Here is a 23855-nt window from a genome sequence, read left to right on the forward strand (position 1 = left end):
AATTGAATGCAAAATTGGTACAGACGGAAATTGTGTTTCAACCTTTTTATTCTTTATTGACCACCAAATGACTCAGGCTTGGGTTATTTAATAATCGTTCCATTTCCGATTGAATAATATCTTTTATATCCTGCTTTATCTGTAAATAATTGCGCTGTACCATGCCATTATCCAGCTTGCGGATCATCTCTATCTCCTTATAGCTTTCCTCCTCTCTTTTTAGTGCATCGTGGTCATTGATAATTTCACAATGGAAGGCTTTCAGGTCTATTTTATTATCAGGGTCGTCAGCTACCATGCCCACGAACTCGCCAGAACTTAACGCCGATATTTTTGATGGAGGTATAGCGGCCTCCAGTTGCTTTGAGCGACTGATAGAAGTATCCCCGCTGTTGATGGAATAACTTTCCCTGTCCTGCATGATTTTCCCGAAGCGTTCGGAGAGCTGTTTTGCGGTATCGCCTGTAACCTGCCCCGCTACGATATTGCCGGTAATATTCATAATTACATCTGCCTGCTCCCGGCCATAATCCTTGCGAAGCTGGCTGAAATCCTGGATGCCTAAGCAGGTAGAAACCTTATTGCTCCTTGCAGTGGCTATAAGGCTGTCCATGTTGTTCAAATAAATCGTTGGAAACTCGTCAAAAACCAAACTGCTTTTCAATTTTCCTTTTTTGTTTACCTGTTTTACAAGACGGGTTACATAAAGAGAAAGCACCGCTCCATAGATCTGTATCTTTTGCGGATTATTGCCCATGCAAACGACTTTTGGGTCGTCAGGATTATTTACATCGAGATTGAAGTCATTGCCGGATAAAACATAATACAACTGTGGTGATGAAAGCCTTGCCATAGCCACTTTAGCAGATGCTATCTGGCCTTCCAGTTGTTCCATCACATCATTTAAGTAGGCATTTAAAAACGGATTGATCAATACCTCGCATTCTTTAGCCGCTTCTGTCCTGAACAGCGTAAAAAGGCTGTCATAATCTGCCTGCATCAGTTCTATGACGTGTGGCAACGTGCAAAATTCTCCGTCCTTATATTTCTTCAGATACCATATCACAGCCGTTAGGAAGTTAATTGGCGATTCCACGAAAAAATCGCCCTGACGCTTTATCCACTCTCTATTTAGTCCCATTAAAATGGTGCGGGCTGATTCCGCAGCATCAGTAATATCGGTCATGGCTGATGGCTCCAAAGGATTGCACCGATGGCTTCTTGTTAAGTCGTCAAAATTGATCACAAAAAATCGCGGAGGCTTGGCGTACCTATGCTTGTTTTTCAACCAGGAATTGTAGGCAATCCTTGAAAGATCGTCGAACTTAAAGTCGTACACAAACATGGTAAACCCCTTACGGATATGTTGGGTAATGACGTGCCTGATTACGAAATAGGATTTACCTGCTCCGGGAGTACCTAATACCATTATCGCCCTGAAAGGATTAATGATATTTATCCAGCTATTGCGAACCTTGTTTTTAAGGCGGTAGCGTGCCGGCAGGTTGATGGAAAATTCATTTTCCAGTAAGCGTTCTTCCTGCGGGAACGTCTCGTTTTCCTTGTTAAAAATATCCTTGTTATTGAACTTGCTTTTAATGATCCGGGAAAGCAATGTGCCTCCAGAAAGTATCAGTAAAAAACCTATTGCGGTAATGCTTATATAAACAATTGTCTTCTCCTGTGCAGGCAACTGAAGCATCAAGGAAAGGTAGCTGGCAAAATAGAGCAACAGCCCCGTTATGAGGTAGGCGAAAGCTGTTTTATAATTCAGTTTCTCATCCTTTCGGCCTTTGGCTCCGAGCAACGAAATCGCCAGAAAGCCTAAAGCAATCAGCTTGCTTTTAACAAAGTTGCTGAAGATACCTGTTCGGTAAATATTACCTAAAATGCGGTCGCTGAAAGTGCTGCTCAACTCCCATTCCTGAAAGGCAGCATAGCAATAATAATAGAAGTGTATCACTAAAATAACGATACTGATCAACCTGGTCATGTCCAGAATTTTCCTCAGCGCCTGTTCGTTCTCACCTGTCTGTACAGCCATTGTTTTATGTTTTATTGGTTATTGGAAACGTTCTTGTTTCTTTTTCTTTTCTTGCCTTTTTTCTTTAGCTGACCGGGTATATAATCAGCTACTTGGTCGGGTTGTATCAAGGCATCCAGTGCATTGCCAACAGGGATGCTAATTGGATCTGGCGTATGATCCTGGGGAAGCGTTTTAACGTCGCGGTCGGTCACTTGCGCAGGCTGTGTAGCTTTGCCTGCTTTTTGAGCTGTCTGTGGTAATAACTCTGACTTCATCACTTCTTTCAAGCCGCATCGTTCCTGTATGGCTTTGGCACTGTATTGCTTACCCAATGCACTTCCGTTGAAGATACTTTTGGTCTGATGATCCACGTAGGTTATGCCATATATCAACCCGGCATCATTTTGACGCAAGGCAACGTGTATGCCCTTTCTTTCGAGTTGATTTACCAGTTCGTCCAATGTTGGCGTTTTACCAATAAACAACCTGTCTATTTCATTTTTTACGCGGCTTTTAAATGGTTGTCGTTTGGCATCATTCGGGTTAAATTTTTCTTCCAGAAATTTCAGAGTAGGCTTATTATAAAAGTCGCTGGCCTTAATGGGTACGCCTACAGGCTTTCCATCCTCATCCAGTATGCGGTAAACCAATCCGCCACCCTGAAAAATTCTTGAATGTTCACTGCCTCGATCCGCCAGTACATTGTACTGTTTCAATACTGCATTCAGCTCCGGCAGACTGGTGTAGTGATATTTAAACAGTACCGAATCGAGTACATTGGTGATGGCTCTTTTTGTTTCTGTACGCCCGTATTGTACCTTCTTTGCATCAATAGGTTTTAACCTGAATGCCTGCCTTCTTGCATGGGCATCGGCGACTACAAGACCAAACATTTTTTCAATCTCTTTTCTTGCAGGCTCTGACTTGCGAATGCCGAGGTGATGCAGGTCAATGCGATTGCCGTTAGACTGGATATTAGTAGTAACTATATGAATATGCGGGTGACCTGCGTCATGGTGCTGATAAACAAGATAGGGCTGCTCACCAAAGCCTAATTTCTGCATATAAACGTTGGCAATTCCCATCAACTTTTCCTTGCTCAAATGTGTTTCCGAAGGGTCAAAATTGAGGGAAATATGTACGCTGTTTCGTTTAACATTCCCTCTCAGTTCTGTCCTTTTCAGCAGATAGCCTAACTTAATCTTCAGGCTCATTTCATCAGCATTCAGCGGAAAATTTTCTGCTCCGATGCACTCTGCTACACCTTCTTTAACTTTGTTCTCATTGTAGTTGAAAATACGGTGCATAGAGTGGCCAGGCTTTATCACTGCAACCATATTTCCAGTATTTTTTTTACGTTTATCCTGACCTCATCTACCTTACTGCTAAGGATATTTTTCTCCACTTCATACGCTATCAACCAGCTTTTAAATTCAGCGATCTGGCTGAGTGTATGGAGCTTTTTAACAGCTTGATTGAAGTTGTTTCCTACTGCATTTAGCTCGCTGCGAAGCCGGGTAAGCTCTGCCATTAAGTCATCCTGTGAGCTGTTACGGTAGGTTGTTACAACGGGTTTATCGAACAGGCTTCGACGTACATAATCGCTTAGCTTTCGACAGGTAGAAGCCTTCCACTTCTTTTCAATTTTAGCATACTCATCGGGTGTCAGACGCAGCCCGATAATGCGTGTCCTGTTTGAATTTTGTTCTTTCATCACTGATCATTTTCACGTTTTCAAACTCATTTTCACCTTTCAGACGCCCTGCCCACGAGTTCCGAGTGATGGGCAGCCAGATCCGGTTGTTTAACAACCGTTCATCTGGCCGATTGCGGGAAAGTTGCAATCTTTCAGCTTTTAGAACCTCTTCAGACATTGATAAGGCTCTAAAGCATGTAAGAGGCTAAAGCACTTTAAGAAGCTAAAGCGGCTCTTATAGTTCTGTTATCACTTATTTCAACTTCTGTTTTTGATGTTTCCTTTGCGGCTTACCGAAATTCACTATCCAGTCGTTGAAGTCTTTGTGGTTTTGATACAGACTGCTTTCGTCCTTGTAGTTACTGCTCAGGGAAAGTGCATACCGACTGCAATTTTGTCCGGTAGCATCTCTGTCCAGATAAAGCCTGATGGTATTATGTTTTTCCAGAAAAGGGCGTGCAGTTTCAAAGAAGGATACAGAGTTCAGCACTACAAAATCAAAGCGGTCTTCGGGGTCTTGTTGGTGGGTAGCCTTGAAGGAAAGGAAGTCGGTAAAGCCTTCAAAAACGATGACCTCACCGGCACTGTTATCAATGGTGGTGATGCCTTTTGGCGAGCTACTGGCTTTGAAGTAAGGATTGCGTATTTCAAAGCCTCCCAGGTCATTTTTGAAGCCGATACCATAATACACTTTTCCGTTAAGTTCGTACCGAACCTCACGGCAGTAGCGGTCAGCTATATCAATGGGTATGCGGCGTTGCTGCAAGTAGCGTAGAAGGGCGGTAGAGGAAAGTATGAAGTCTCCCAAAATCTTTATTTGGTTCTCAGGTTCAGGTCTGGTGATAGACTGCTGAATTGAGGGCTTTTGAAGGGAAAGATTACCGCTTAAATTCTGTAGCAATTCGGAAACGGTGCAGCCGTGATAAAGGATAGCAAAATCAACCAGGTTACCGCCTTTGCCGAGGCCGTGATCATACCAGCGGTTCAGCTTGCGATTAACTTTGAAGGAAGGCGTTTTTTCATCCCGAAGTGGTGAAAAATACCAATGATCGTTGTTCCTGATTTTTGATGGTTCATACCCTAAGTCAGCAAGGAAATGAACTATGTCTATTTCTTTGGCTTCACTAACGGAAAGCCTTTTATTCCTGAAATTCATAACCACACATTTTCAAACACACATTCAGTTCTTCTATGCGAAGTTAAACAGGCGATATTGCATTAACCTATCCTCATCATATTTTGATGAGGATGCAAAAACCTTTGTCATTTACTTTTGTGCAGTGAGTATTGTTTAAATTAAAACCGTGTGATTATGCTAACAACGAGTGATGTAGCCAAAGTGTATGATACTATTCTCAGTATCCCTGGCATGAGTGAAACAGTGAAGATTGACATGAGGATTTCCCGCAAGAACGTATTGTTGTTGCATAGTGTCCTCAAGCGTGGGTTGATGGCGAAAGACGATGATAAATCATCTGCCTTGCTGGAAAGTATTCCAAAGGAAGCATTGGACGAATTACACGTAATTGCCGATGAATACCTAACCAAAGCAGGATTGACTGAACTTAGCGAGAAGCTGAAGGCGCTAAGTACAAAGTAGCCAGGAATGCAGCAAAGCCATTTGGAGGGAAACGGATGTTTACAGCATAACCATAAGCAATTCCTTCAAATGGTTTTTTTATTATTCAACTACCCTGGATTATCATGGAATTTCCTTTACGGTGAAAGTGGCAACCATTAATTTTTTATTATTAGTATCACGTTGAATAACGTCTATTTCGTCTATCCATATACTATCAATACCACTGTAAGAAATAGGCACTCCCCCGGCGCGTGCATCGCCACACATCAATTGACGCAACCTGCCTTCTGGCTGCACATAGTAATAGTTATTCCATTTCTTCTTATAGGTGCTTTGCGTATATAAAGTACCTGAAGCGGGAATTTCAAAAACCCTTCTCTTTGCGTCCCTTTTTTCGGGCATACCATCAGGGTCATTAAAGAATACGGTAGCGGTTCCCTTAAAGCCATCAGGTATCAGGTACATATCGGCTCTTTTCTCCCAATACCCTGTCAATAAAATGACACCGCCAAAGATCACTGCACTTGCAATCAGGATAAGCAATATCATGCGGTTATCTGTAATGGGAACAATCTTGAATTTCATAAACAAGGAAGTTTCGGATTAACAATTTGGGGCGAATTTCAAAAAAGAAGAGAGGTAACAGCGCAACAGGGAAACTACGTTGTCAAGTCTTCTTCGTGATCACCCATCCTTCCTGCGTTCGGATGCTCGGTATGTTATTTTGCTCTAACCACTTCTGGAAAGCAGCTACGTCTTTAGGGGTAAAATGAATGATGTCACCATCTTTGAGCATAATGGTGAAGAAGTCACTTGCAGCAAGAAACTTTGCTAATTGTCCGGCAGTGTACTTAAAATCCGGGTAGCGGTTGGCTGAAGTCATACTATGTTGCTTTTAGTAGGTTCCCTTTTGACTTGCCGCCTGCACAAAAAAGAGCGCAGGCAACAACTCACCGCACTGAGGTCTTAGGAAACCCGGCAACGATAAGTGCGCCCACGCCGTAGCATGAGCGTTCTCACTTATTGTCCCATTGCCTTTTTGAAAGTTCCTAAGTTTCAGTGCGGGACTTAAAGCTAAAACGCTTCAAGAATATTTTGTGCAAAGATATAATTTTAAGCGGATTTCTTTGAATGTTAGCATAACATCATGGTTTAGCACAGTGAAATAAAGGCAGGGTTTCGCGCATGACGGAAATCAGTTTTTTCATTGATAACGGTCATTCTTTAAACGACTGTTCACGGTTTACCTTTATGCAAGATTTTATACAACCTGGTTTTTGATACAGGACGTTCAAAATGCGAAGTCTATTGCAAGCGTAATAAAGAATGAAACAAAATCAATTATATATCAAAGGCATGTGCTGTGAACGTTGTATTGACAAGGTGAAACAACTGCTTGGTGAAGGAAATTACAAGGCCCTGAAAACAACCCTCGGCGAAGTAACGCTTGAAAATAAACTAACAGAAAAAGATTTAGCGGCATTAAACCGAAAGCTGGCAACCTGGGGCTTTACCGTGGTGAACTCACATACAGAGCAGGTAGTTGCCAAAGCAAAGACAGCCATTTTTGAGTATATGAATGAAATGATCGGCAAAAGCTCAAAATTGCGATTATCAGATTATGTAGCAAAAAAAGTCGGCATGAGTTACTACTACATCAGCCGCATTTTTTCAGAGGCAGAAAAAATAACAATGGAAAAGTTCCTGATCCTGTTAAAAGTGGAACGGGTGAAGGAACTGCTTTTACAGGACGAAACAACAATCAGCAATATCGCATACGATTTGGGTTACAGTTCGTCACAAAGCATGTCCTCCCAGTTTAAAAAGGTTACCGGAAAAACACCTGGACAATACCGGCTCAGTCCGGTTCCGGCGCGTGTTCATCTGGATAAAATAGAGGTGCAAAATTTTATACAAAATCCAAAATAATGCGTACAAAGTTCAAAACGCCTAAAACTAACTTTGCTAAAATTGAAATAGTTGTAAAATAAACAATGAAACCAATAGCCGTCATAGCGTTAATGTTCGTTTACCTGATCGCATCATCAGGTATCAGCGGCTCCATACACTATTGCGGCGATACCGTTGCCTCTGTTTCTTTTGGGCACAACCATACCAATAAATGTGCCTGTGGCAGCGAGGATATGAAGGACTGCTGCCATGACAAAGATTTTTACCTGCATCTGGATGATGGTCATCAAAAATCAACGCAGGTATCCTTCGACCTGTCCAAAACATTTGACGTTGATATCGCATTGGTACCAGCCTCTCATTCCGATTTTCAACTATTCTCCTGGTCAGCCAGTCCCAAACCATCCTTCTATCATCCCCCCGACCAGCTACATCCCCGGCTGTATGTTTTAAACCGGGTTTTCCGGATTTGATGTTCCAAAATCATTAACCAACACGCCCGGCTCAGGCAGGTTGATGAGATCCCCCTTGTGTGCGGCGCTGCCGGTCTGTTACATTCAGACGGAAGATATACTTATGTCTATTCTTCAGTTGGCATGAATGATTTTCCAGTCCTGTTTGATGTGGTAAATGTTGTCAAAGCTTCCGCAGGCAGCTCAGCCGTTTGTTATTTCAATTCGTTCATTAATCAATATTTCACAATTAAAATCAAAAACAATGAAAAGGTTCCTTTTCTTTTTTATGCTGGCAGGAAGCCTGCTGGCATTCTCACAAAATTCGGTAGCACAGAAAAATTCAGTAACGGCTGCAACCGCTACTAAAAAGAACGGCTATACCGTTCTGAACGCCGGAGAGAAAGTCGTCCTGTATAAATACGAACACAAGGCACATGCGCCCAAACAGGCAGACAAGTATCCGATCACCTATTTCTTTACAACGGGAGATTCCGACGTACTGCAACCGCTTACAAAGACAAACCTGAAAAAAGCGTTTCCGCAAAACCATCCTTTCCACGACGCTTTGGATCAGACCTTCAAAGAAGACGGTGAACTTACCGCATATGACAGTTTCCACAAAATGTATAAAGTAAACTGGGTGTTGAAAAACCATCTCTGATTATTCAGGGGCTGCCTCTTTGCGGGCGGCAGCCCTTTGATTAAAACCACAACCATCGTAGTGTTATGAAAAGACAACTACTAAAACAATGATATCATGATAGAAAAAATAATTTCATGGTCTATACGGAACCGGTTCTTTGTCTGGATCGGGATTATCATGATCGTAGTTGGTGGCATCTACTCCATAAAAGAGACGCCGGTAGATGCATTGCCCGACCTTTCCGAAAACCAGGTGATCATTTATACAGAATACATGGGGCGAAATCCCAAGATCATGGAAGACCAGATCACCTACCCGTTAGTCTCCAACCTGCAAGGCATACCCAGCATCAAGTCCATCAGAGCGGCATCCATGTTCGGGATGAGTTTCATATTTGTCGTGTTCAAGGATGACGTGGATGTTTACTGGGCAAGAACCAGGGTTTTGGAAAGGCTCAATTATGCGCAGAAATTCCTGCCACAGGGGGTTACGCCTTCTTTGGGGCCGGACGGTACCGGGCTGGGTCATGTTTTTTGGTACACACTCGATGGAAAGGGTTATAATCTTGGGGAACTCAGGGCACTGCAAGACTGGTACGTAAAGTTCGCGCTTCAGAATGTGGAAGGTGTCAGCGAAGTAGCTTCCTTTGGCGGCTTCCAGAAAGGCTACCAGGTTACAATAGATCCGCATAAGCTGGTGTACTATGGGGTTTCACTCATGGATGTAACCCGTGCCGTCTCCGCCAATAATAAAGATGTCGGGGGCAGCTTGTATGAGATGAATTCAACCGGCTATTTGATCCGGGGTCAGGGCTATATTACCAGCCTTGATGACATCAAGGAAATCCCTATCGGCACCTATAAATCCATACCGATTACACTGAGTGATATTGCGGAAGTGCAGATGAGTCCCGATCTCAGACTGGGGATCGTTGATGAGAATGGCGAAGGAGAAGTGGTCGGAGGCATTGTTGTGGCCAGGTTCGGGGAAAACGCGAAGGACGTGATTGAAAGGGCAAAGGCCAAAATGAAAGACATTGAAAAAGGATTGCCTGCCGGTGTCAAATTTAAAACGGCCTACGACCGCAGCGACCTCATATTGGCTGCAATAGATACCCTCAAAGAGGCCCTTTGGCAGGAAATACTGATTGTTTGTATCGTTGTCATCTTATTTCTCTTTAGCGGCAAAAGCGGGCTGGTCGCGATTGTTTCCATTCTCCTGTCGGTACTTATCGGATTTATCCTCATGAAATTATTCGGGGTTACGGCCAATATCCTCTCACTGGGCGGTATTGCGCTTGCCATTGGTGATGTGGTAGATCCGGGAATTGTCATGGCAGAGAATGCCTACAGGATGTTAACCAACAGAGTTCTTAACGTAGAAAACAAGTAACCAGGTATGGCAAGCGAAAAACAAACGAAAGTAAAAGAACGAATAGGCCACACCAGGGAGATCCCTGAAGCGGAAAGAGTGGCTATTATAGAAGAATCATCACGGACGGTGGGCCGCTCGGTATTTTTTTCTGTGGTGATCATGGTCATCTCCTTTGCACCCATTCTTTTCCTGACCGGCCAGGAACGGAAACTGTTTGCACCGCTGGTGCTTACCAAAACGTTTTCCCTGATTGGTGCGGCCATTCTTGCCATAACGGTTGCGCCGATGTTAACGCGCACTTTGATGAAATGCCGCTTAGTGCCGGAAAGTAGAAATCCCGTATCCAATTTCTTTATTCTCCTTTATCAGCCGCTGGCAAGATGGTGTTTGAAATGGCGCAAAACAGTCCTGGCCATGTGTTTCGTACTCATTGCAGGAAGCGTACCCCTGGTTATAAACCTCGGTACAGAGTTTATGCCACCGCTGGATGAAGGCTCTTTGTTATTAATGCCCGTTACATTACCGGATGTATCCAATTCAGAGGCTAAACGCATCACCCAGTTACAGGACAAGATCATCAAAGACTTCCCGGAAGTGGATAATGTACTTGGTAAAGCCGGACGCGCCTATACTGCCACAGACAATGCGCCCATCAGCATGATCGAAACGATCATCGTGCTGAAGCCAAAAAGTCAATGGCGCAGTGGGATGACCAAAGAGAAACTGATCAAGGAAATGAATGAAAAAGTGCAGATACCAGGTGTTGTTGTCGGCTGGACACAACCGATCATCAATCGCATCAATATGTTATCCACCGGTATCCGGACAGATGTGGGCGTTAAAATCTATGGAAGTAACCTTGACAGCATTTATAATATCAGCCGCAAGGTAGAAGCGTCCCTCAAAGGAATTGAGGGTTTGGAAGATCTGTATGTTGAGCAACTCACCGGGGGCAAATATCTTGATATTAAGATCAGGAGGAAGGATGCTGCCCGTTATGGATTGAATATTGACGACGTGAACATGGTTATTGAAAGTGCGTTGGGCGGCATGATCCTCACCACCACCGTTGAAGGCCGGGAAAGGTTCAGTGTAAACCTGAGACTGGCGCAGGAATACCGCAATGATATTGACGAGATCAAACGCATTCCCATCCAAACGATGAAGTACGGGGTATTGCCACTTTCTTCCGTGGCGGATGTAAAAGTATCGGAAGGGCCTCCGATGATCAATTCTGAAAATGCCATGCTCAGGGGCACAGTGCTTTTCAATGTGCGGGGAAGGGATATGGGTAGCGTGGTAAACGATGCCAAAAAAAGGATAGAAGAAACCTTCAAACAACTTCCCCAGGGTTACTATATAGACTGGAGCGGCCAGTATGAGAACCAGGTAAGAGCAGAGCAGCGGTTAAAGGTAATCATACCGATTGTGATGCTGATCATCGCCTTCATTCTCTACGTCACCTTTAATTCATTCAAGGCAGTGGCGATTGTGTTTATCAGCGTGCCGGTGGCGCTGATGGGCGGTGTATATTCCCTGTACTACTATAATGTCAATTTCTCGGTGGCTGTAGCAGTGGGTTTTATAGCATTGTTCGGTGTTGCCGTGGAAACCGGCGTACTGATGATCGCCTATCTGAATGACTCCATCAAAAAGCTTGTAGCAGCTAAAGGGAACGGCCCTGAAAACATCAGCGACGATGATCTGAAAGAAACTTTCCTGCTGGGTGCTACCCAACGTGTGCGGCCACTGCTCATGACCGTATTAGCCAATATACTTGGCCTGATACCCGTAATGACCGCTACAGGAACCGGTAGTGATGTGATGAAGCCAATTGCGATTCCCTTTGTATTCGGCCTGATCACCTCCACGCTGTTTGTCCTGATTGTACTGCCGGTAATCTATAATCTTTTAAAAGAATGGGAACTGAAAAAGCATGGCAAACTGGTGGTGCTTGAAATCAAAGACTAAAACCCGGATTCATGAAAAGTAATAAGCTATATACAATCTTCCTGCTGCTGATCGCTTCTGTAAATGTTGCGGCACAAGACAGCGTGAAGCTGAGCATGCAGGAAGTTTTTACCGCTATAGACAAATCCTATCCACAGCTTCAGTATTACGACGCTAAAATAGCTTCCATTCGTTCGCTGGTTGACGGTGCAAAAGCATGGATGCCTCCCACCGTGTCACTGGCCTTTGACCGGTTCCCTTACCGGCTTTCCCTGATAAAGGAAATGATGCCCGATAACCAGGCGGGTATGATGGTGTCCGTGCAACAGATGATCCCCAACGCTGCCAAATTAAATGCAAAAAAAGATTACCTCGGTTCCCTGGAAAATGTACAGCGCAATGACGCTGAGTGGCAGCGAAACACCCTGCATTTTACCGCAAGGCTTTATTATTACCGCCGGTTTATTGCCGAAAACAAACTAAGGACCATTCAACAATACCGCGACCTGCTCAAAATACTGATCCAAACAGCAAAGGATAAATACACCTATAACCAGTCTGACCTGCCGGCAATATTCAAGGGGGAAGCCGCGCTGAGCGAACTGGAAAACATGGAAACGATGAGCCTGGCACAGATCGCGGAAAGCAACATCGGCCTTAATACCCTGATGAGCCGTGACGTGAATGCCCCGTTTGCCATTGACACGCTCTTGCTGCCTGTTGACTACCGGGCAGATTACCTGATGGTCAATGATACCTCAGCACTTTTGAGAAACGACATTCTTTCTATGGAGAGCCGCATCAGTTCTATGAAATTCAATCAGAAATGGGCCGCTACCGGTTCCCGGCCCGACTTCGGTGTGCAAATATCACACGGGCAGATGTTCGGCATGCCTAACCAGTTCTCCATCATGGGAATGATGACCATTCCCATAGTGCCCTGGTCATCGAAGATGTACAAGTCCGATGTACGGTCTATGGAGTTTGAGATTGATGCCATGCGGCAAGAAAAATCAACCATGCAGCTCATGGCCACACAAATGGTAAGGGAAAAGATCACCATGTTGATCTATGAGACGAGGCAGTTGGATAACTATGATAAAAATGTAGTGCCTTCCTACAAAAAGAACCTGGAAAGTAACCTATTGGCCTATCGCCAGAACACAGGTAACTTCTTTGTACTGCTGGATGCATGGAACATGCTGCTCATGAAGGAACTTGAACGTACCGATAAATTGGGACAGGTGTTTACGATACAATCTGAATACGAATATCAACGGGAAATAAAATAGCATGTGTAATCATAATCAACATACCAGCTTCAGCGGGCACAAAAGCCGGGTATATTTTATATGCATCGCGTTTGCTTTTGTGTTGCTTGCCTGCAACAATCGCAGCGCAGATCACGGTGCCCATTCCGGCGGCACAGCAGATCATGCCACCATGAAGGACAGCAGCGGCATGAAAATGAGCGGGGTAAAGGATAGCAGCAACGCCCATGCTGCGCATGGCAGTATGGCCGGTATGGATATGCCCGGTGAACAGGCGTCCACTGATACGATAGCGGATGAAACGTACTGGAATACACTGCCGACCAACCGAACCGTGATCTCTACCCAACAGGCAATCGAACCGCTTGACCAACCGGCGAATTTTACGGTTCACGGTAACGGGTATATTGACTTTGACTACAGGCGCAACCGGAAAGTACCCGTTCGCGTTGGCGGCAGGATTGAAAGGCTGTATGTAAAATACAATTACCAGTATGTGCGCAAAGGCGAAAAGATACTGGAACTCTACAGCCCCGACATAAGCACCTATATCGAAGAATTGCTTTACCTGCAAAAGTCTTCCGGCGACAGTATCCTCGCGGGCAGGGCCAGGCAAAAGCTCTTATTGCTCGGGCTTACCTCCAGCCAGGTAAAACAGATTGAAAAATCAGGGGAAGCGCCTTATACCATAGCCATTTACAGCCCTTTTGAAGGATTTGTGCTTTTTGACCCATCGGCACCGTCAGCTATGGCCGGAGGCGCAGGTAATGACGCAGGAATGGGTGGTGGAATGGCTGGCAGTACTGGTTCATCGGCGGTAAGTCCGGCTACGCGGTTAAGCGATAACAGCATTCGCGAAGGGATGTACGTGAGTAAAGACCAGACCCTTTTTTGGATCAATGATTTCAGGGAAGCCTGGGGCATAGTGGCATTTACCAAAGAGAATGAAAAGTATATCCGCAAAGGCCAACCGCTGTCCGTTACCAGTGAGCTGATGCCGGAAAAGACCTTTACAACCCCTGTTCAATTCCTGGAGCTGGTGTATCAGCGCGGGCAAAAATTCAGCCAGGCAAGGGTGTATTTACCCAATACTTCGGGGATACTTAAACAAAATTCCCTGATCACAGCCACGGCATCCGTAACGGCCAGTTCCCTTACGGTTCCGGCAGGCAGTGTCTTTTATCTTGGAAAGGTAGCCATTGTGTGGGTGCGGGCCGGTGTCACAAAGGACGGAAGCAACATCTTCCAGTCAAGGGTGGTACGGATCGGTCACCGGGACCACGAACGGGTCGAAATACTGCAAGGACTGCAAAAAGGAGAATGGATAGCCAGGGATGCTGCTTACCTCGCAGACGGGGAGACAATTATCAAATATTAATGCTGTAGGTATGAACAAGAAAATATGGATGATCATTACTGCGCTACCGCTCATTGTTTCCATTGCTTCATGCACCGGAAAGGATGGGGATGCACAAAAGCCGGAACATAGCCAACATGGCGCGGACGGGCCGGCGCCGGAACAAATGGAGATGGTGACGCTTTCAAAACGGGACGAACAGTATGCCAACATTGCGGTGGACACGGTGAAGAGGCAGGCTATTTCGGAATATACCACCCTGGTAGGCGCTACCAGCATTGACGAACGTAATGTAAGTGTTGTCACATCACGCATCAGGGGAAGGCTGGAAAAATTATTTGTCCGCAATCCGCAGGAAAACATCAGCAAGGGCATGCCCTTATATGCCATCTACAGTGAAGAGTTATTGTCTGATGAAAATGAATTGCTCAATGTACTGCGGCAGGAGGTGCAACTCGCCGATATGAAGCAGGTAATGGCGCAACTGGTGGAAGCGGCGAGAAAAAAATTACTATTGTGGGGATTATCGAGGGATCAAATCACACAGATCGAACAAAGCGGCGAAGCCTCCCCTTTGATTACCATCCATAGCCCTGTCGGGGGCACGCTGGTTGACCTTTCTGTAAGCGAGGGTCAGTATGTAGAGATCGGAACCCCGCTTTTCCGGTTGGCAGACCTGTCACAATTATGGATCGAAGCCCAGATGTACACGGGTGAACTCAGGTGGTTAACGGAACAGCCCATCATTACTGCGGATTTTGATGCTTATCCCAACCAGGTATTTTCCGTTACGCCGGTGTTCGATAATCCTTCCGTGGAACCAGATCAAAAGATCAGCCTTGTAAGATTTCTGATCGGTAACAAAAGCGCTTCGCTAAAGCCGGGTATGATGGCATACGTCAACATTAAACGGAATCAAAAATATACGATGGTCATTCCCAAGTCGTCCATCCTGGTCGGCAACATGGTAACGGCATGGGTGAAAAAAGGCGATGGCATGTATGAAAACCGGGTCATTCAATTAGGCATTCAGAATAAAAAGGAAGTGGAGGTGACCGGTGGCCTCAAGGAGGGCGAACTGGTGGTAACCAGTGGCGCTTACCTGTTAAACAGCGCATTGGTGCTGAAGAAGGGCACCGGCATGGAGGGAATGAAGATGTAACAGCGTCTCCAAAGCGCCAACAACAAAAAGAAAATGTTGCGCTGGACTTCATTGCCAAAGAAAACTTGAGACAGACAGGTGCGGATAATTTGTAAACAGTCACTAAAACCGAGCACGTCAGTAATACTGCTTTGACTTAATAAATAAGATATGTTACTACAAGAATTTAATAAAGTGAGCAAACCCTGGTCAGTTGACCGCTCAACCATCCTGGATGAACTGGATACCACGCAGGAAGCCGGGCTTACTGCGGCGGAAGCCGAACGCAGGCTTTCCATTGCAGGATATAACAGGATTGAATCGGGGAAAAAAGTAAGCCCGCTCATGATCCTGGTCAACCAGTTTATCAGCCCGTTTGTGCTGTTGTTGGCCATTGCTGCAGGGCTGTCGTTTTTCTTCCAGGAATGGCTCGATGGGATTGCCATCATCGCCGTGATCGTGATCAATGCCGTCATCGGATTTTTGATGGAGTTTCAGGCAGAACGCTCAATGGAAGCCTTAAAAAAACTAACCACCGTACCGGCCCGCGTGCTGCGAGATGGGACACTTGGTGCAATATCTTCCGAGGAGCTGGTACCGGGTGATATTCTATTTGTGGAAGGCGGAGACATGGTTACAGCAGATGCCAGGCTGATCAGTTCGGCTCAGTTACAATCGGATGAATCCGCACTTACCGGCGAGTCCTTGCCGGTGGAAAAACAGACCGGCCAATTGCTGGAAACAGTTCCCCTGGCCGAACGGGACAATATGTTGTACAAAGGCACTTTTGTAACAAAAGGAAATGGTTTTGCCGTTGTGGTGCGCACCGGCATGGCCACCGAGTTGGGAACCGTTGCCCGCATGGTGCAACAGGCGCAGCAATCGGCTACACCGCTTGAAAAGAAAATACAGAAGCTCAGTAAGAACCTGCTATGGATCACTGTGGGGCTTTTGGTTGCCATATTTACTGCCGGGATATTAAACGGGAAGGATTTTGTACAGATGCTCGAAACATCCATTGCACTTGCCGTTGCCGCAATTCCTGAAGGGCTGCCCATCGTTTCCACGTTAGCGCTGGCATTCGGCATGTTACGGATGGCCAGGCACCAGGTCATCGTAAAGAAGCTGTCATCGGTGGAAACCCTGGGTGGTACCAACGTGATCTGCACCGATAAAACCGGGACACTTACACAGAACAAAATTGAAGCGGCCTACATTGAATTTAAGGAGGGCGGCTCCCGCATAGAAGTGGACGTTGCAGGCTGTGTGATACGCTTTAAGGATAATGATCAGTTGCCCCATTACCCGGCCTATGGGCATTTGCATCGGATTGCTGCCCTGTGTAACACCGCAACGTATCAGTATGATGCTACCTCGGCCAAAGAATCAGGTGACCCGCTGGAAGTGGGACTACTCAAAATGGTCTATTGTTCACCCGTTAAACCGGATGAATACCAGCGGGCTTTTTCAAAAATAAATGAAGTGCCTTTTTCTTCCGATACGAAGGTCATGGCTACCCTTCACCACAAAGACAGTGACTATTATGTAGCCGCAAAAGGAGCAGTGGAAGAACTATTATCCTGCTGTTCATCCGTACTGGAAGGAAGTGATGTTGTTGCACTGACTGAAGAAAGAAAAACAACATGGCTATCCAATGCTGAAAAGCACGCGCAATCCGGGTTAAGAATGCTTGCTTTTGCTTTTAGAAGCGCTGATACGGAAGAAGAAGATTTCTTGCATCATCTTACATTGGTAGGCGTGGTCGGCTTTTTAGATCCGCCCCGCCCCGAGGTACGTGCAGCCATTCAGGAATGCAGATCAGCAGGCATAAAAGTAGTGATGATCACCGGAGACCACCCGGCCACCGCTAAGAACATTGCCATGCAATTGGGGCTGGCAGAAGAAAGCGATGAGGTAGTTCACGGAAACAGCATGAAGCCCTACGATCAACTGACGCCGGAGGACAAGCAAAAGTGGCTGCAATCCCCCGTATTTGCGCGTGTATCTCCGGAACACAAGCTGGACCTGGTGACCCTGTTCCAGGCAAATAAAATGGTCGTAGGGATGACCGGCGACGGCGTGAATGACGCTCCGGCCCTGAAGAAAGCAGATATCGGTATTGCAATGGGACAAAGGGGTACGCAGGTAGCGCAGGAAGTAGCAGATATGGTCCTGAAAGATGATGCCTTCTCATCCATCGTCCTGGCCATCAAACAGGGACGGGTAATTTTCGATAATATCAGGAAATTTGTGATCTACCTGCTTTCCTGCAATCTCAGTGAACTGCTGATCATTGCCACTGCATCCATTCTGAATTTGCATTTTCAGCTTTTTCCGCTCCAGATACTTTTCATCAATCTTGTAACAGATGTATTGCCGGCGCTTGCCCTGGGTGTCACCGAAGCGCCTGCGCATATCATGCAGCGAAAACCTTATTCGGCCGGTACGCTGATCATTGATAAAAAAAGATGGACAGCCATTTTTGCCTATTCTACGGTGATCTCCATTACCACCATCGGTGCGGTACTTACCAGTCACGAGTGGCTGCACAAGCAGGAAGGTTGGAACGGTGAGCTGTGTAACAATATGCTTTTCTATACCCTTATTTTTTCGCAGATACTCCACGTCTTTAATATGTCATTTGAAAAGGGCGTTGCATTTTATAAATCAGAAGTGTTCCGCAACAGGTATGTATGGTATGCAGTGCTGGGATGTATAGTTATAGCGTTGCTCTCTTACTTCGTTGTTCCTTTAAGAAAAGTCCTTGAAGTTTCAATTTACGGATGGCAGGATTGGTCAATCGTCATTGTGTTCTCCTTTCTTTCACTCATTATCAACCAGGCTTTAAAAAGAAGCCGCTGGATTATATGAGCTGTGAACGGATAACAGGTTGTAAGCAACCTTAAAGACAACAGCAAAAACTCAATAGCACATGCGGGATAACAACAGAAATATAAATGTTACAAAGGCATCGGGTATCAGGGTGCCCTTCAATAAGAACAAATTGAAACAGTCGCTGCTCCGCTCAGGAGCCAGCGGCCAGCAGGCTGAGGGTATTGCCAATGAAATTGTGAACAGGCTGGTAGATAATATGTCTACTAAGGAAATCTACAGGAAAGCTTTCCGGTTATTGAAAGACAGGTCGCGTCCAATGGCTGCAAGGTATAAACTGAAGCGTGCGCTGATGGAATTGGGACCTTCGGGTTTCCCCTTTGAGCAGTTTGTAGCTGAATTACTGACATACAAAGGGTATAAAACTGAAGTTGGCGTAACCATACAGGGGCATTGTGTGAAGCACGAAATAGATGTTATAGCTGAAAAGGATGACCAGCACTTTATGATCGAGTGCAAGTTTCATAATCAACAGGGTTATATATGCGATGTCAAGATTCCCCTGTACATACAAGCCCGGTTCCTGGATGTGGAGCGCCAATGGAAACAGATCGACGGGCATGACAAGAAGATCCATCAGGGCTGGGTGGTTACCAACACGCGTTTCTCAGACGATGCCGCCCAGTATGGCAGGTGTATGAAAATGAACCTGGTCAGTTGGGATTATCCTAAAAATAACGGCATAAAAGACTGGATCAACCTGTCTGGTCTCCATCCCATAACAAGTCTTACCACGCTCACCGGAAAGGAAAAGCAAGCGCTGCTCAACAGGAAGATTGTTTTATGCAAGGCCCTGCACCATGGTGAGGGTATTTTGGAAAGCATCGGCGTAAGACCTCCCAAGTTGCAAAAGGTGTTGGAAGAATGTGCTGCACTATGTCAAGCGCTTGAAAAATCATATAGATACTAATACAACAGATATGGAAAAATCAGGTTTAAAAATACAATTTTTAGGTGCTGCGCAAACAGTAACCGGCTCCAGGCACCTTGTTTCCGCTTATGGCAAAAACATACTGGTGGATTGCGGCATGTTCCAGGGACTAAAGGAACTCCGGCTGCTTAACTGGCAACCGCTCTCTTTTCCTGCTAAAGACATTGATATCGTTTTACTGACGCATGGGCATTTAGATCATACCGGTTTCCTCCCGCGTCTTGTAAAGGAAGGTTTTTCAGGAAAGATCATCGCTACGGCCCCTACAGTCCAGATTGCGGAAATTATTTTAAAGGACAGCGCAAAAATCCAGGAAGAGGATGCCTTGCGGGCTAATAAGCATAAATACACTAAGCATAGCCCCGCTGTTCCGCTTTACGGGCTGCAGGATGTGGACCGTACACTGCCGCTTTTTCAGACGGCGCCATTGAACCAGTGGGTGCCGTTTGGTGAACAGATCAGTTACAGGTTCAGGTATAATGGACATATCCTGGGAGCAACCTTTATCGAGCTGCGGATCGGGGAGAAAACGATTGTGTTTTCAGGCGATATCGGCCGCAAACAAGATCCGCTGCTTTTCCCACCGGAAAAACCTGAGAAGGCGGATATCCTGTTTATCGAATCGACCTATGGTGACCGGCTCCACCCGAAGGAACCGGCAATGGATATTTTAGAACGCATTATCATTCGGGCTGCATTAAAAAAAGGCACCATCGTCATACCAAGTTTTGCTGTTGAGCGCACACAGTTGCTGATGTACCTGTTCTGGCAGTTGAAACAAAAAGGCAGATTGCCCGATATACCGATTTACATGGATAGCCCGATGGGGAAAAATGTACTGGAGGTATTTCACAAAAATGGCACCTGGCATAAGCTGTCTGTCGAAGAATGTTCGCAAATGTGCGATACGATCCGGCGTATAACAACGCTGGAAGAAACAACTGCACTGATAAACAGCAAGCAGCCGAAAATTGTGATCGCAGGAAGTGGTATGGCAACCGGCGGACGGGTATTGAGCTACTTTGCAAAGTACCTGGGCGATACGAATGCCACGGTACTGCTGGTGGGCTACCAGGCAGCGGGAACACGGGGCCGCGCTTTACTGGAGGGCGCAAAGGAAGTTAAGTTGTATGGCAAATATTTCGCGGTCCGCGCAGCCATAGAAAACATCGAAGGCTTATCCGGCCATGCTGATCAGCAGGAACTCATTGAGTGGCTGCAAGAGCTGAAGCAACAGCCTGAAAAGATATTTATCGTACATGGAGAGCCGCCATCTGCAAAGGCGCTCAGGGATAAAGTGAAAGAGGTTTACGGATGGACATGCGAAATACCGGCATTAAATGACACCATAACAATCAATGAATAAATGGAACATCATCATTCCTACAACACGTTAAGGGTTAAATCTATCGGTATTGATACGTACCGGGAGAACATTGTCTACATGCGTGCTGATTGCCACATATGCCAGTCAGAAGGCTTTACAGCACTCACCCGCATAGTGATACACCACCATGAAAAAACCATTGTAGCGACCCTCAACGTGGTTCACTCAGATCTGCTTGCCGTGGATGAAGCGGCATTGTCAATGGAAGCTATGAAAAGGCTGGGCGTTGTTGATGGGGACTGTCTCACGTTCTCCCACCTGGAGAACATCAATTCCCTGAGCTATGTACGGGCAAAAATGTATCACGATCAACTGACGGAGCAACAGTTCAACGAGATCATGAAGGATATCGTTGCAGGGAAATATTCTAACATTGAACTGGCTGCGTTTATTTCAGCCTGTTCTGACGATAACCTTTCAGTACCTGAGATCATCGGGCTTACAAAGGCGATGATCAATGCAGGACAAAGTATCTCCTGGGAAAAATCCGTGGTACTGGACAAGCACTGCGTGGGCGGACTGCCCGGTAACCGTACCACACCTATTGTTGTCAGCATTGTTGCCGCAGCCGGGCTGACGATTCCAAAAACCTCATCAAGGGCCATTACTTCCCCCGCAGGAACTGCCGACACGATGGAAGTGATAGCACCGGTTGACCTGGATATGGATGAGATCAAAAAAGTGGTTGAAAAAGAAAATGGCTGTATTGTGTGGGGCGGTGCTGTAAAACTAAGCCCCGCAGATGACATATTGATTTCAGTGGAGAAATCGCTGGACGTAGACAGCCAGGGGCAGATGATTGCCTCCGTACTGTCAAAAAAATCGGCAGCCGGTGCCACGCACGTGGTCATAGATCTCCCGGTCGGTAAAACAGCCAAAGTACGCACGCATGAAATCGCCCTCCAACTGCAACATGATTTTGAATCGGTGGCACAGGCCATTGGCCTGCAATTACAGGTCATTATCACCGATGGACAACAGCCGGTAGGAAGAGGTATTGGTCCTGCATTGGAGGCAATGGATGTGCTGGCTGTTTTGCGCAACGAGAAAACGGCTCCAACGGATTTGAAGGAAAGGGCTATTACGCTTGCAGGTGCGCTCCTGGAATTATCGGGCGAATATGCACCTGGAACCGGTAACAATATGGCCAGAAGCATTCTTGAAACCGGAAGTGCCTGGGCAAAATTCCAGGCCATTTGTCAAAGTCAGGGCGGTTTCAGGGAACCTGCATTTGCACCCTACCATTTTGAAGTCTGCTCGGACAAGGAGGGCGTTGTTACCGCAATAGACAATCGTAAACTGGCGCGGGTAGCGAAGCTGGCAGGAGCGCCGCAGTCGGCCTCAGCCGGCATCCTGTTCAATGCGCCCCTCGGCAAACAGGTGAGCGTGGGCGACACGCTGTTTACCCTGTACGCCCATACAAAAGGAGAACTGGAGTACGCCCTTACTTATTTAAAAACAGATAACATCATTACTATCGAATAAAAAAATCAAAACAATGGAAACAACATTTAAAGATAAAGTAGCCATAGTGACCGGGGGAAGCTTTGGCATTGGCAGGTCAGCCGCCATAGGTTTTGCCAAACGGGGAGCCAAAGTAGTTATTGCCGACTGGGTGGAAGATACTGAAACACTCCATCTTATTCAGGCTTTAGGAGGTGAAGCCCTGTTTGTAAAATGCGACGTATCCAGCACCGAAGAGGTCAGGGAAATGGTGGCTACAACAATTAAATCCTTTGGCCGCCTGGATTATGCTTTCAACAATGCCGGTATTGAAGGGGTTACTGCCATCACCCATGAATGCACGGAAGAGAACTGGGAAAAAACCATTGGGATCAACCTGAAAGGTGTCTGGCTTTGCATGAAATATGAGATACAGGAAATGCTGAAGCAGGGAAAAGGCGCTATCGTGAACAATGCTTCCATCGCCGGGCTGGGCGGATTCCCCGGATCTCCCGCTTACGTGGCAAGTAAACACGGCGTACTCGGTCTGACCAGAACTGCTGCGCTGGAATATGCCAAATCAGGTATCCGGGTAAATGCAGTTTGTCCGGGAGTTATTCAAACCCCGATGATCGACCGTTTTACCGGAGCGGATCAGGAAACCGTGAAGCAGTTTGAGAGCATGGAACCGATAGGCAGAATGGGACAGCCGGAAGAAGTGGCCGAGGCCGCTATCTGGCTGTGTGCTGATGCCGCTTCCTTTGTGACCGGCAACGCTATGACCGTTGACGGCGGTTGGGGCGCTCAGTAACACAGCGGTTAACCTGAACTGCTGCCAGCAAAGCATACTGTTATAGAAAATGATCTTTATTTTTTTAAAACTATTGAGTCAATGAAACCCATTGTATTTGCCCTACCGGGAAACGAAACATTTGCACAGCAACTTGCTACAGCTTTAGAAGCTGATACCGGGGAAACCACCATACGCAATTTCCCTGATGGGGAAACATACGTCCGCGTATTGACCGATGTAAATGGCAGGGAGGTGATCTTGGTCTGTACGCTTGATCACCCTGATGGCAAATTGCTGCCATTATATTTTCTTTCTCATACGCTAAAATCGCTGGGCGCAAAATGCACCTGTATTGTAGCCCCGTATCTTGCCTACATGCGGCAGGATAAGGTCTTCCATCCAGGGGAGGGAATAACCTCTGCATATTTTGCCAAACTGATTTCCGGTTTTGCAGAAAGACTTTTTACGATTGATCCGCATTTACACCGCAGAACTTCAATGGCCGAAATTTATTCGGTTCCCTGCATGGTACTGCACGCATCAACTCTTATTTCGGATTATATCCGCGATCATATCGGCAATCCCCTGTTGATAGGGCCTGATAGTGAAAGCGAGCAATGGGTTTCGCAGGTAGCTAAAGATGCCAATGCTCCTTACATAGTGCTGGAAAAAGTAAGAAAGGGCGATACGGAAGTAAATGTAACCGTTCCGCAGGTTGAAAAATACAAGGATCACACCCCGGTATTGGTGGATGATATCATTTCCACTGCACGTACCATGATAGAAACGGTGAATCACCTGAAAAAAGCAGGAATGAAGCCGCCGGTCTGTATTGGTGTACATGCCGTTTTTGCCGGTAACGCTTATGAGGAACTCCAAAATGCCGGAGTAGACAGCATTATTACCTGTAATACTATTGCGCATGCCTCCAATGCACTGGATGTAACAGCACTAATGGCTGCTTCCCTAAACAAGATTTTCCTTTCGTAACTTTGGCAAGGAT

Annotated in this window: 19 protein-coding genes and 1 pseudogene; 14 read left to right on the forward strand and 6 right to left on the reverse strand. The window is 46.1% G+C overall.

Annotated features, from left to right (window positions below):
• Positions 1 to 46 precede the first annotated feature (46 nt).
• The 4 genes from mobC to DC498_RS21385 form a co-directional block, all read right to left on the reverse strand.
• Positions 47 to 2044: a conjugal transfer protein MobC gene (gene mobC / locus DC498_RS21370; protein ID WP_116876205.1), complete on the reverse strand. Its 1998-nt coding sequence runs from the start codon at positions 2042 to 2044 to the stop codon at positions 47 to 49.
• Positions 2045 to 2055: 11 nt separating this feature from the next.
• Positions 2056 to 3363 (reverse strand): relaxase/mobilization nuclease domain-containing protein, encoded by a 1308-nt coding sequence (locus DC498_RS21375; RefSeq protein WP_116876206.1) that lies wholly within the window; start codon positions 3361 to 3363, stop codon positions 2056 to 2058.
• Positions 3351 to 3740, reverse strand: a complete 390-nt coding sequence (locus DC498_RS21380; protein ID WP_116876207.1) for a plasmid mobilization protein — start codon at positions 3738 to 3740, stop codon at positions 3351 to 3353. Before DC498_RS21380 ends, DC498_RS21375 begins: the two co-directional genes overlap by 13 nt.
• A gap of 235 nt (positions 3741 to 3975) precedes the next feature.
• Complete coding sequence (locus DC498_RS21385) at positions 3976 to 4878, reverse strand: toprim domain-containing protein (protein WP_116876208.1); 903 nt, start codon at positions 4876 to 4878, stop codon at positions 3976 to 3978.
• Positions 4879 to 5034: 156 nt separating this feature from the next.
• Between DC498_RS21385 and DC498_RS21390 the strand changes: the two genes are divergently transcribed.
• Positions 5035 to 5322, forward strand: a complete 288-nt coding sequence (locus DC498_RS21390) for a hypothetical protein (protein WP_116876209.1) — start codon at positions 5035 to 5037, stop codon at positions 5320 to 5322.
• Between the two features lie 102 nt (positions 5323 to 5424).
• Here the strand turns inward: DC498_RS21390 and DC498_RS21395 are convergent, their stop codons facing one another.
• Positions 5425 to 5889 carry a DUF6843 domain-containing protein gene (locus DC498_RS21395; RefSeq protein WP_116876210.1) on the reverse strand — a complete coding sequence of 155 codons (465 nt, stop codon included), beginning with the start codon at positions 5887 to 5889 and terminating at the stop codon, positions 5425 to 5427.
• A gap of 82 nt (positions 5890 to 5971) precedes the next feature.
• On the reverse strand, positions 5972 to 6187 hold the full coding sequence (locus DC498_RS21400; protein ID WP_116876211.1) for a hypothetical protein: 216 nt from the start codon (positions 6185 to 6187) through the stop codon (positions 5972 to 5974).
• A gap of 443 nt (positions 6188 to 6630) precedes the next feature.
• Between DC498_RS21400 and DC498_RS21405 the strand changes: the two genes are divergently transcribed.
• The 13 genes and pseudogenes from DC498_RS21405 (at position 6631) to DC498_RS21470 (ending at position 23842) form a co-directional block, all read left to right on the forward strand.
• Complete coding sequence (locus DC498_RS21405) at positions 6631 to 7233, forward strand: helix-turn-helix domain-containing protein (protein ID WP_116876212.1); 603 nt, start codon at positions 6631 to 6633, stop codon at positions 7231 to 7233.
• Positions 7234 to 7298: 65 nt separating this feature from the next.
• Complete coding sequence (locus DC498_RS21410; protein WP_133176933.1) at positions 7299 to 7688, forward strand: HYC_CC_PP family protein; 390 nt, start codon at positions 7299 to 7301, stop codon at positions 7686 to 7688.
• 244 nt (positions 7689 to 7932) lie between these two features.
• Complete coding sequence (locus DC498_RS21415) at positions 7933 to 8331, forward strand: hypothetical protein (RefSeq protein WP_133176934.1); 399 nt, start codon at positions 7933 to 7935, stop codon at positions 8329 to 8331.
• Between the two features lie 96 nt (positions 8332 to 8427).
• Positions 8428 to 11658, forward strand: a pseudogene (locus DC498_RS26590) (efflux RND transporter permease subunit).
• An 11-nt stretch (positions 11659 to 11669) separates the two neighbouring features.
• A complete protein-coding gene (locus DC498_RS21430) occupies positions 11670 to 12929 on the forward strand; it encodes a TolC family protein (RefSeq protein WP_116876216.1) in 1260 nt (419 codons plus the stop codon).
• Between the two features lies 1 nt (position 12930).
• Positions 12931 to 14286 (forward strand): efflux RND transporter periplasmic adaptor subunit, encoded by a 1356-nt coding sequence (locus DC498_RS21435; RefSeq protein WP_116876217.1) that lies wholly within the window; start codon positions 12931 to 12933, stop codon positions 14284 to 14286.
• Positions 14287 to 14296: 10 nt separating this feature from the next.
• Positions 14297 to 15427, forward strand: a complete 1131-nt coding sequence (locus tag DC498_RS21440) for an efflux RND transporter periplasmic adaptor subunit (RefSeq protein ID WP_165813921.1) — start codon at positions 14297 to 14299, stop codon at positions 15425 to 15427.
• A 150-nt stretch (positions 15428 to 15577) separates the two neighbouring features.
• Complete coding sequence (locus DC498_RS21445; RefSeq protein ID WP_116876219.1) at positions 15578 to 18277, forward strand: cation-translocating P-type ATPase; 2700 nt, start codon at positions 15578 to 15580, stop codon at positions 18275 to 18277.
• A 61-nt stretch (positions 18278 to 18338) separates the two neighbouring features.
• Positions 18339 to 19208 carry a restriction endonuclease gene (locus DC498_RS21450; RefSeq protein ID WP_116876220.1) on the forward strand — a complete coding sequence of 290 codons (870 nt, stop codon included), beginning with the start codon at positions 18339 to 18341 and terminating at the stop codon, positions 19206 to 19208.
• A gap of 10 nt (positions 19209 to 19218) precedes the next feature.
• Entirely contained in the window at positions 19219 to 20595 is a 1377-nt protein-coding gene (locus DC498_RS21455; RefSeq protein ID WP_116876230.1) for an MBL fold metallo-hydrolase RNA specificity domain-containing protein, read from the forward strand.
• Positions 20596 to 22101 carry a thymidine phosphorylase family protein gene (locus tag DC498_RS21460; RefSeq protein WP_116876221.1) on the forward strand — a complete coding sequence of 502 codons (1506 nt, stop codon included), beginning with the start codon at positions 20596 to 20598 and terminating at the stop codon, positions 22099 to 22101. It begins immediately after the preceding gene.
• A 13-nt stretch (positions 22102 to 22114) separates the two neighbouring features.
• A complete protein-coding gene (locus DC498_RS21465; RefSeq protein WP_116876222.1) occupies positions 22115 to 22870 on the forward strand; it encodes an SDR family oxidoreductase in 756 nt (251 codons plus the stop codon).
• A gap of 81 nt (positions 22871 to 22951) precedes the next feature.
• Positions 22952 to 23842, forward strand: coding sequence for a ribose-phosphate pyrophosphokinase (locus tag DC498_RS21470; protein WP_116876223.1), 891 nt, complete (start codon positions 22952 to 22954; stop codon positions 23840 to 23842).
• Positions 23843 to 23855 lie beyond the last annotated feature (13 nt).

Origin of the sequence: Terrimonas sp., assembly GCF_003075435.1 — a bacterium.
Lineage (GTDB): Bacteria > Bacteroidota > Bacteroidia > Chitinophagales > Chitinophagaceae > Agriterribacter.

Excerpts from the sequence above, each read along its gene's own strand:
- DC498_RS21460 (WP_116876221.1), top strand. The coding sequence starts at position 20,596 with ATGGAACATCATCATTCCTACAACACGTTAAGGGTTAAATCTATCGGT.
- DC498_RS21405 (WP_116876212.1), top strand. The coding sequence starts at position 6,631 with ATGAAACAAAATCAATTATATATCAAAGGCATGTGCTGTGAACGTTGT.
- DC498_RS21440 (WP_165813921.1), top strand. The coding sequence starts at position 14,297 with ATGAACAAGAAAATATGGATGATCATTACTGCGCTACCGCTCATTGTT.
- DC498_RS21435 (WP_116876217.1), top strand. The coding sequence starts at position 12,931 with ATGTGTAATCATAATCAACATACCAGCTTCAGCGGGCACAAAAGCCGG.
- DC498_RS21390 (WP_116876209.1), top strand. The coding sequence starts at position 5,035 with ATGCTAACAACGAGTGATGTAGCCAAAGTGTATGATACTATTCTCAGT.
- DC498_RS21410 (WP_133176933.1), top strand. The coding sequence starts at position 7,299 with ATGAAACCAATAGCCGTCATAGCGTTAATGTTCGTTTACCTGATCGCA.
- DC498_RS21445 (WP_116876219.1), top strand. The coding sequence starts at position 15,578 with ATGTTACTACAAGAATTTAATAAAGTGAGCAAACCCTGGTCAGTTGAC.
- DC498_RS21375 (WP_116876206.1), bottom strand. The coding sequence starts at position 3,363 with ATGGTTGCAGTGATAAAGCCTGGCCACTCTATGCACCGTATTTTCAAC.
- DC498_RS21415 (WP_133176934.1), top strand. The coding sequence starts at position 7,933 with ATGAAAAGGTTCCTTTTCTTTTTTATGCTGGCAGGAAGCCTGCTGGCA.
- DC498_RS21385 (WP_116876208.1), bottom strand. The coding sequence starts at position 4,878 with ATGAATTTCAGGAATAAAAGGCTTTCCGTTAGTGAAGCCAAAGAAATA.
- DC498_RS21430 (WP_116876216.1), top strand. The coding sequence starts at position 11,670 with ATGAAAAGTAATAAGCTATATACAATCTTCCTGCTGCTGATCGCTTCT.
- DC498_RS21395 (WP_116876210.1), bottom strand. The coding sequence starts at position 5,889 with ATGAAATTCAAGATTGTTCCCATTACAGATAACCGCATGATATTGCTT.
- mobC (WP_116876205.1), bottom strand. The coding sequence starts at position 2,044 with ATGGCTGTACAGACAGGTGAGAACGAACAGGCGCTGAGGAAAATTCTG.
- DC498_RS21470 (WP_116876223.1), top strand. The coding sequence starts at position 22,952 with ATGAAACCCATTGTATTTGCCCTACCGGGAAACGAAACATTTGCACAG.
- DC498_RS21450 (WP_116876220.1), top strand. The coding sequence starts at position 18,339 with ATGCGGGATAACAACAGAAATATAAATGTTACAAAGGCATCGGGTATC.
- DC498_RS21465 (WP_116876222.1), top strand. The coding sequence starts at position 22,115 with ATGGAAACAACATTTAAAGATAAAGTAGCCATAGTGACCGGGGGAAGC.
- DC498_RS21400 (WP_116876211.1), bottom strand. The coding sequence starts at position 6,187 with ATGACTTCAGCCAACCGCTACCCGGATTTTAAGTACACTGCCGGACAA.
- DC498_RS21380 (WP_116876207.1), bottom strand. The coding sequence starts at position 3,740 with ATGAAAGAACAAAATTCAAACAGGACACGCATTATCGGGCTGCGTCTG.
- DC498_RS21455 (WP_116876230.1), top strand. The coding sequence starts at position 19,219 with ATGGAAAAATCAGGTTTAAAAATACAATTTTTAGGTGCTGCGCAAACA.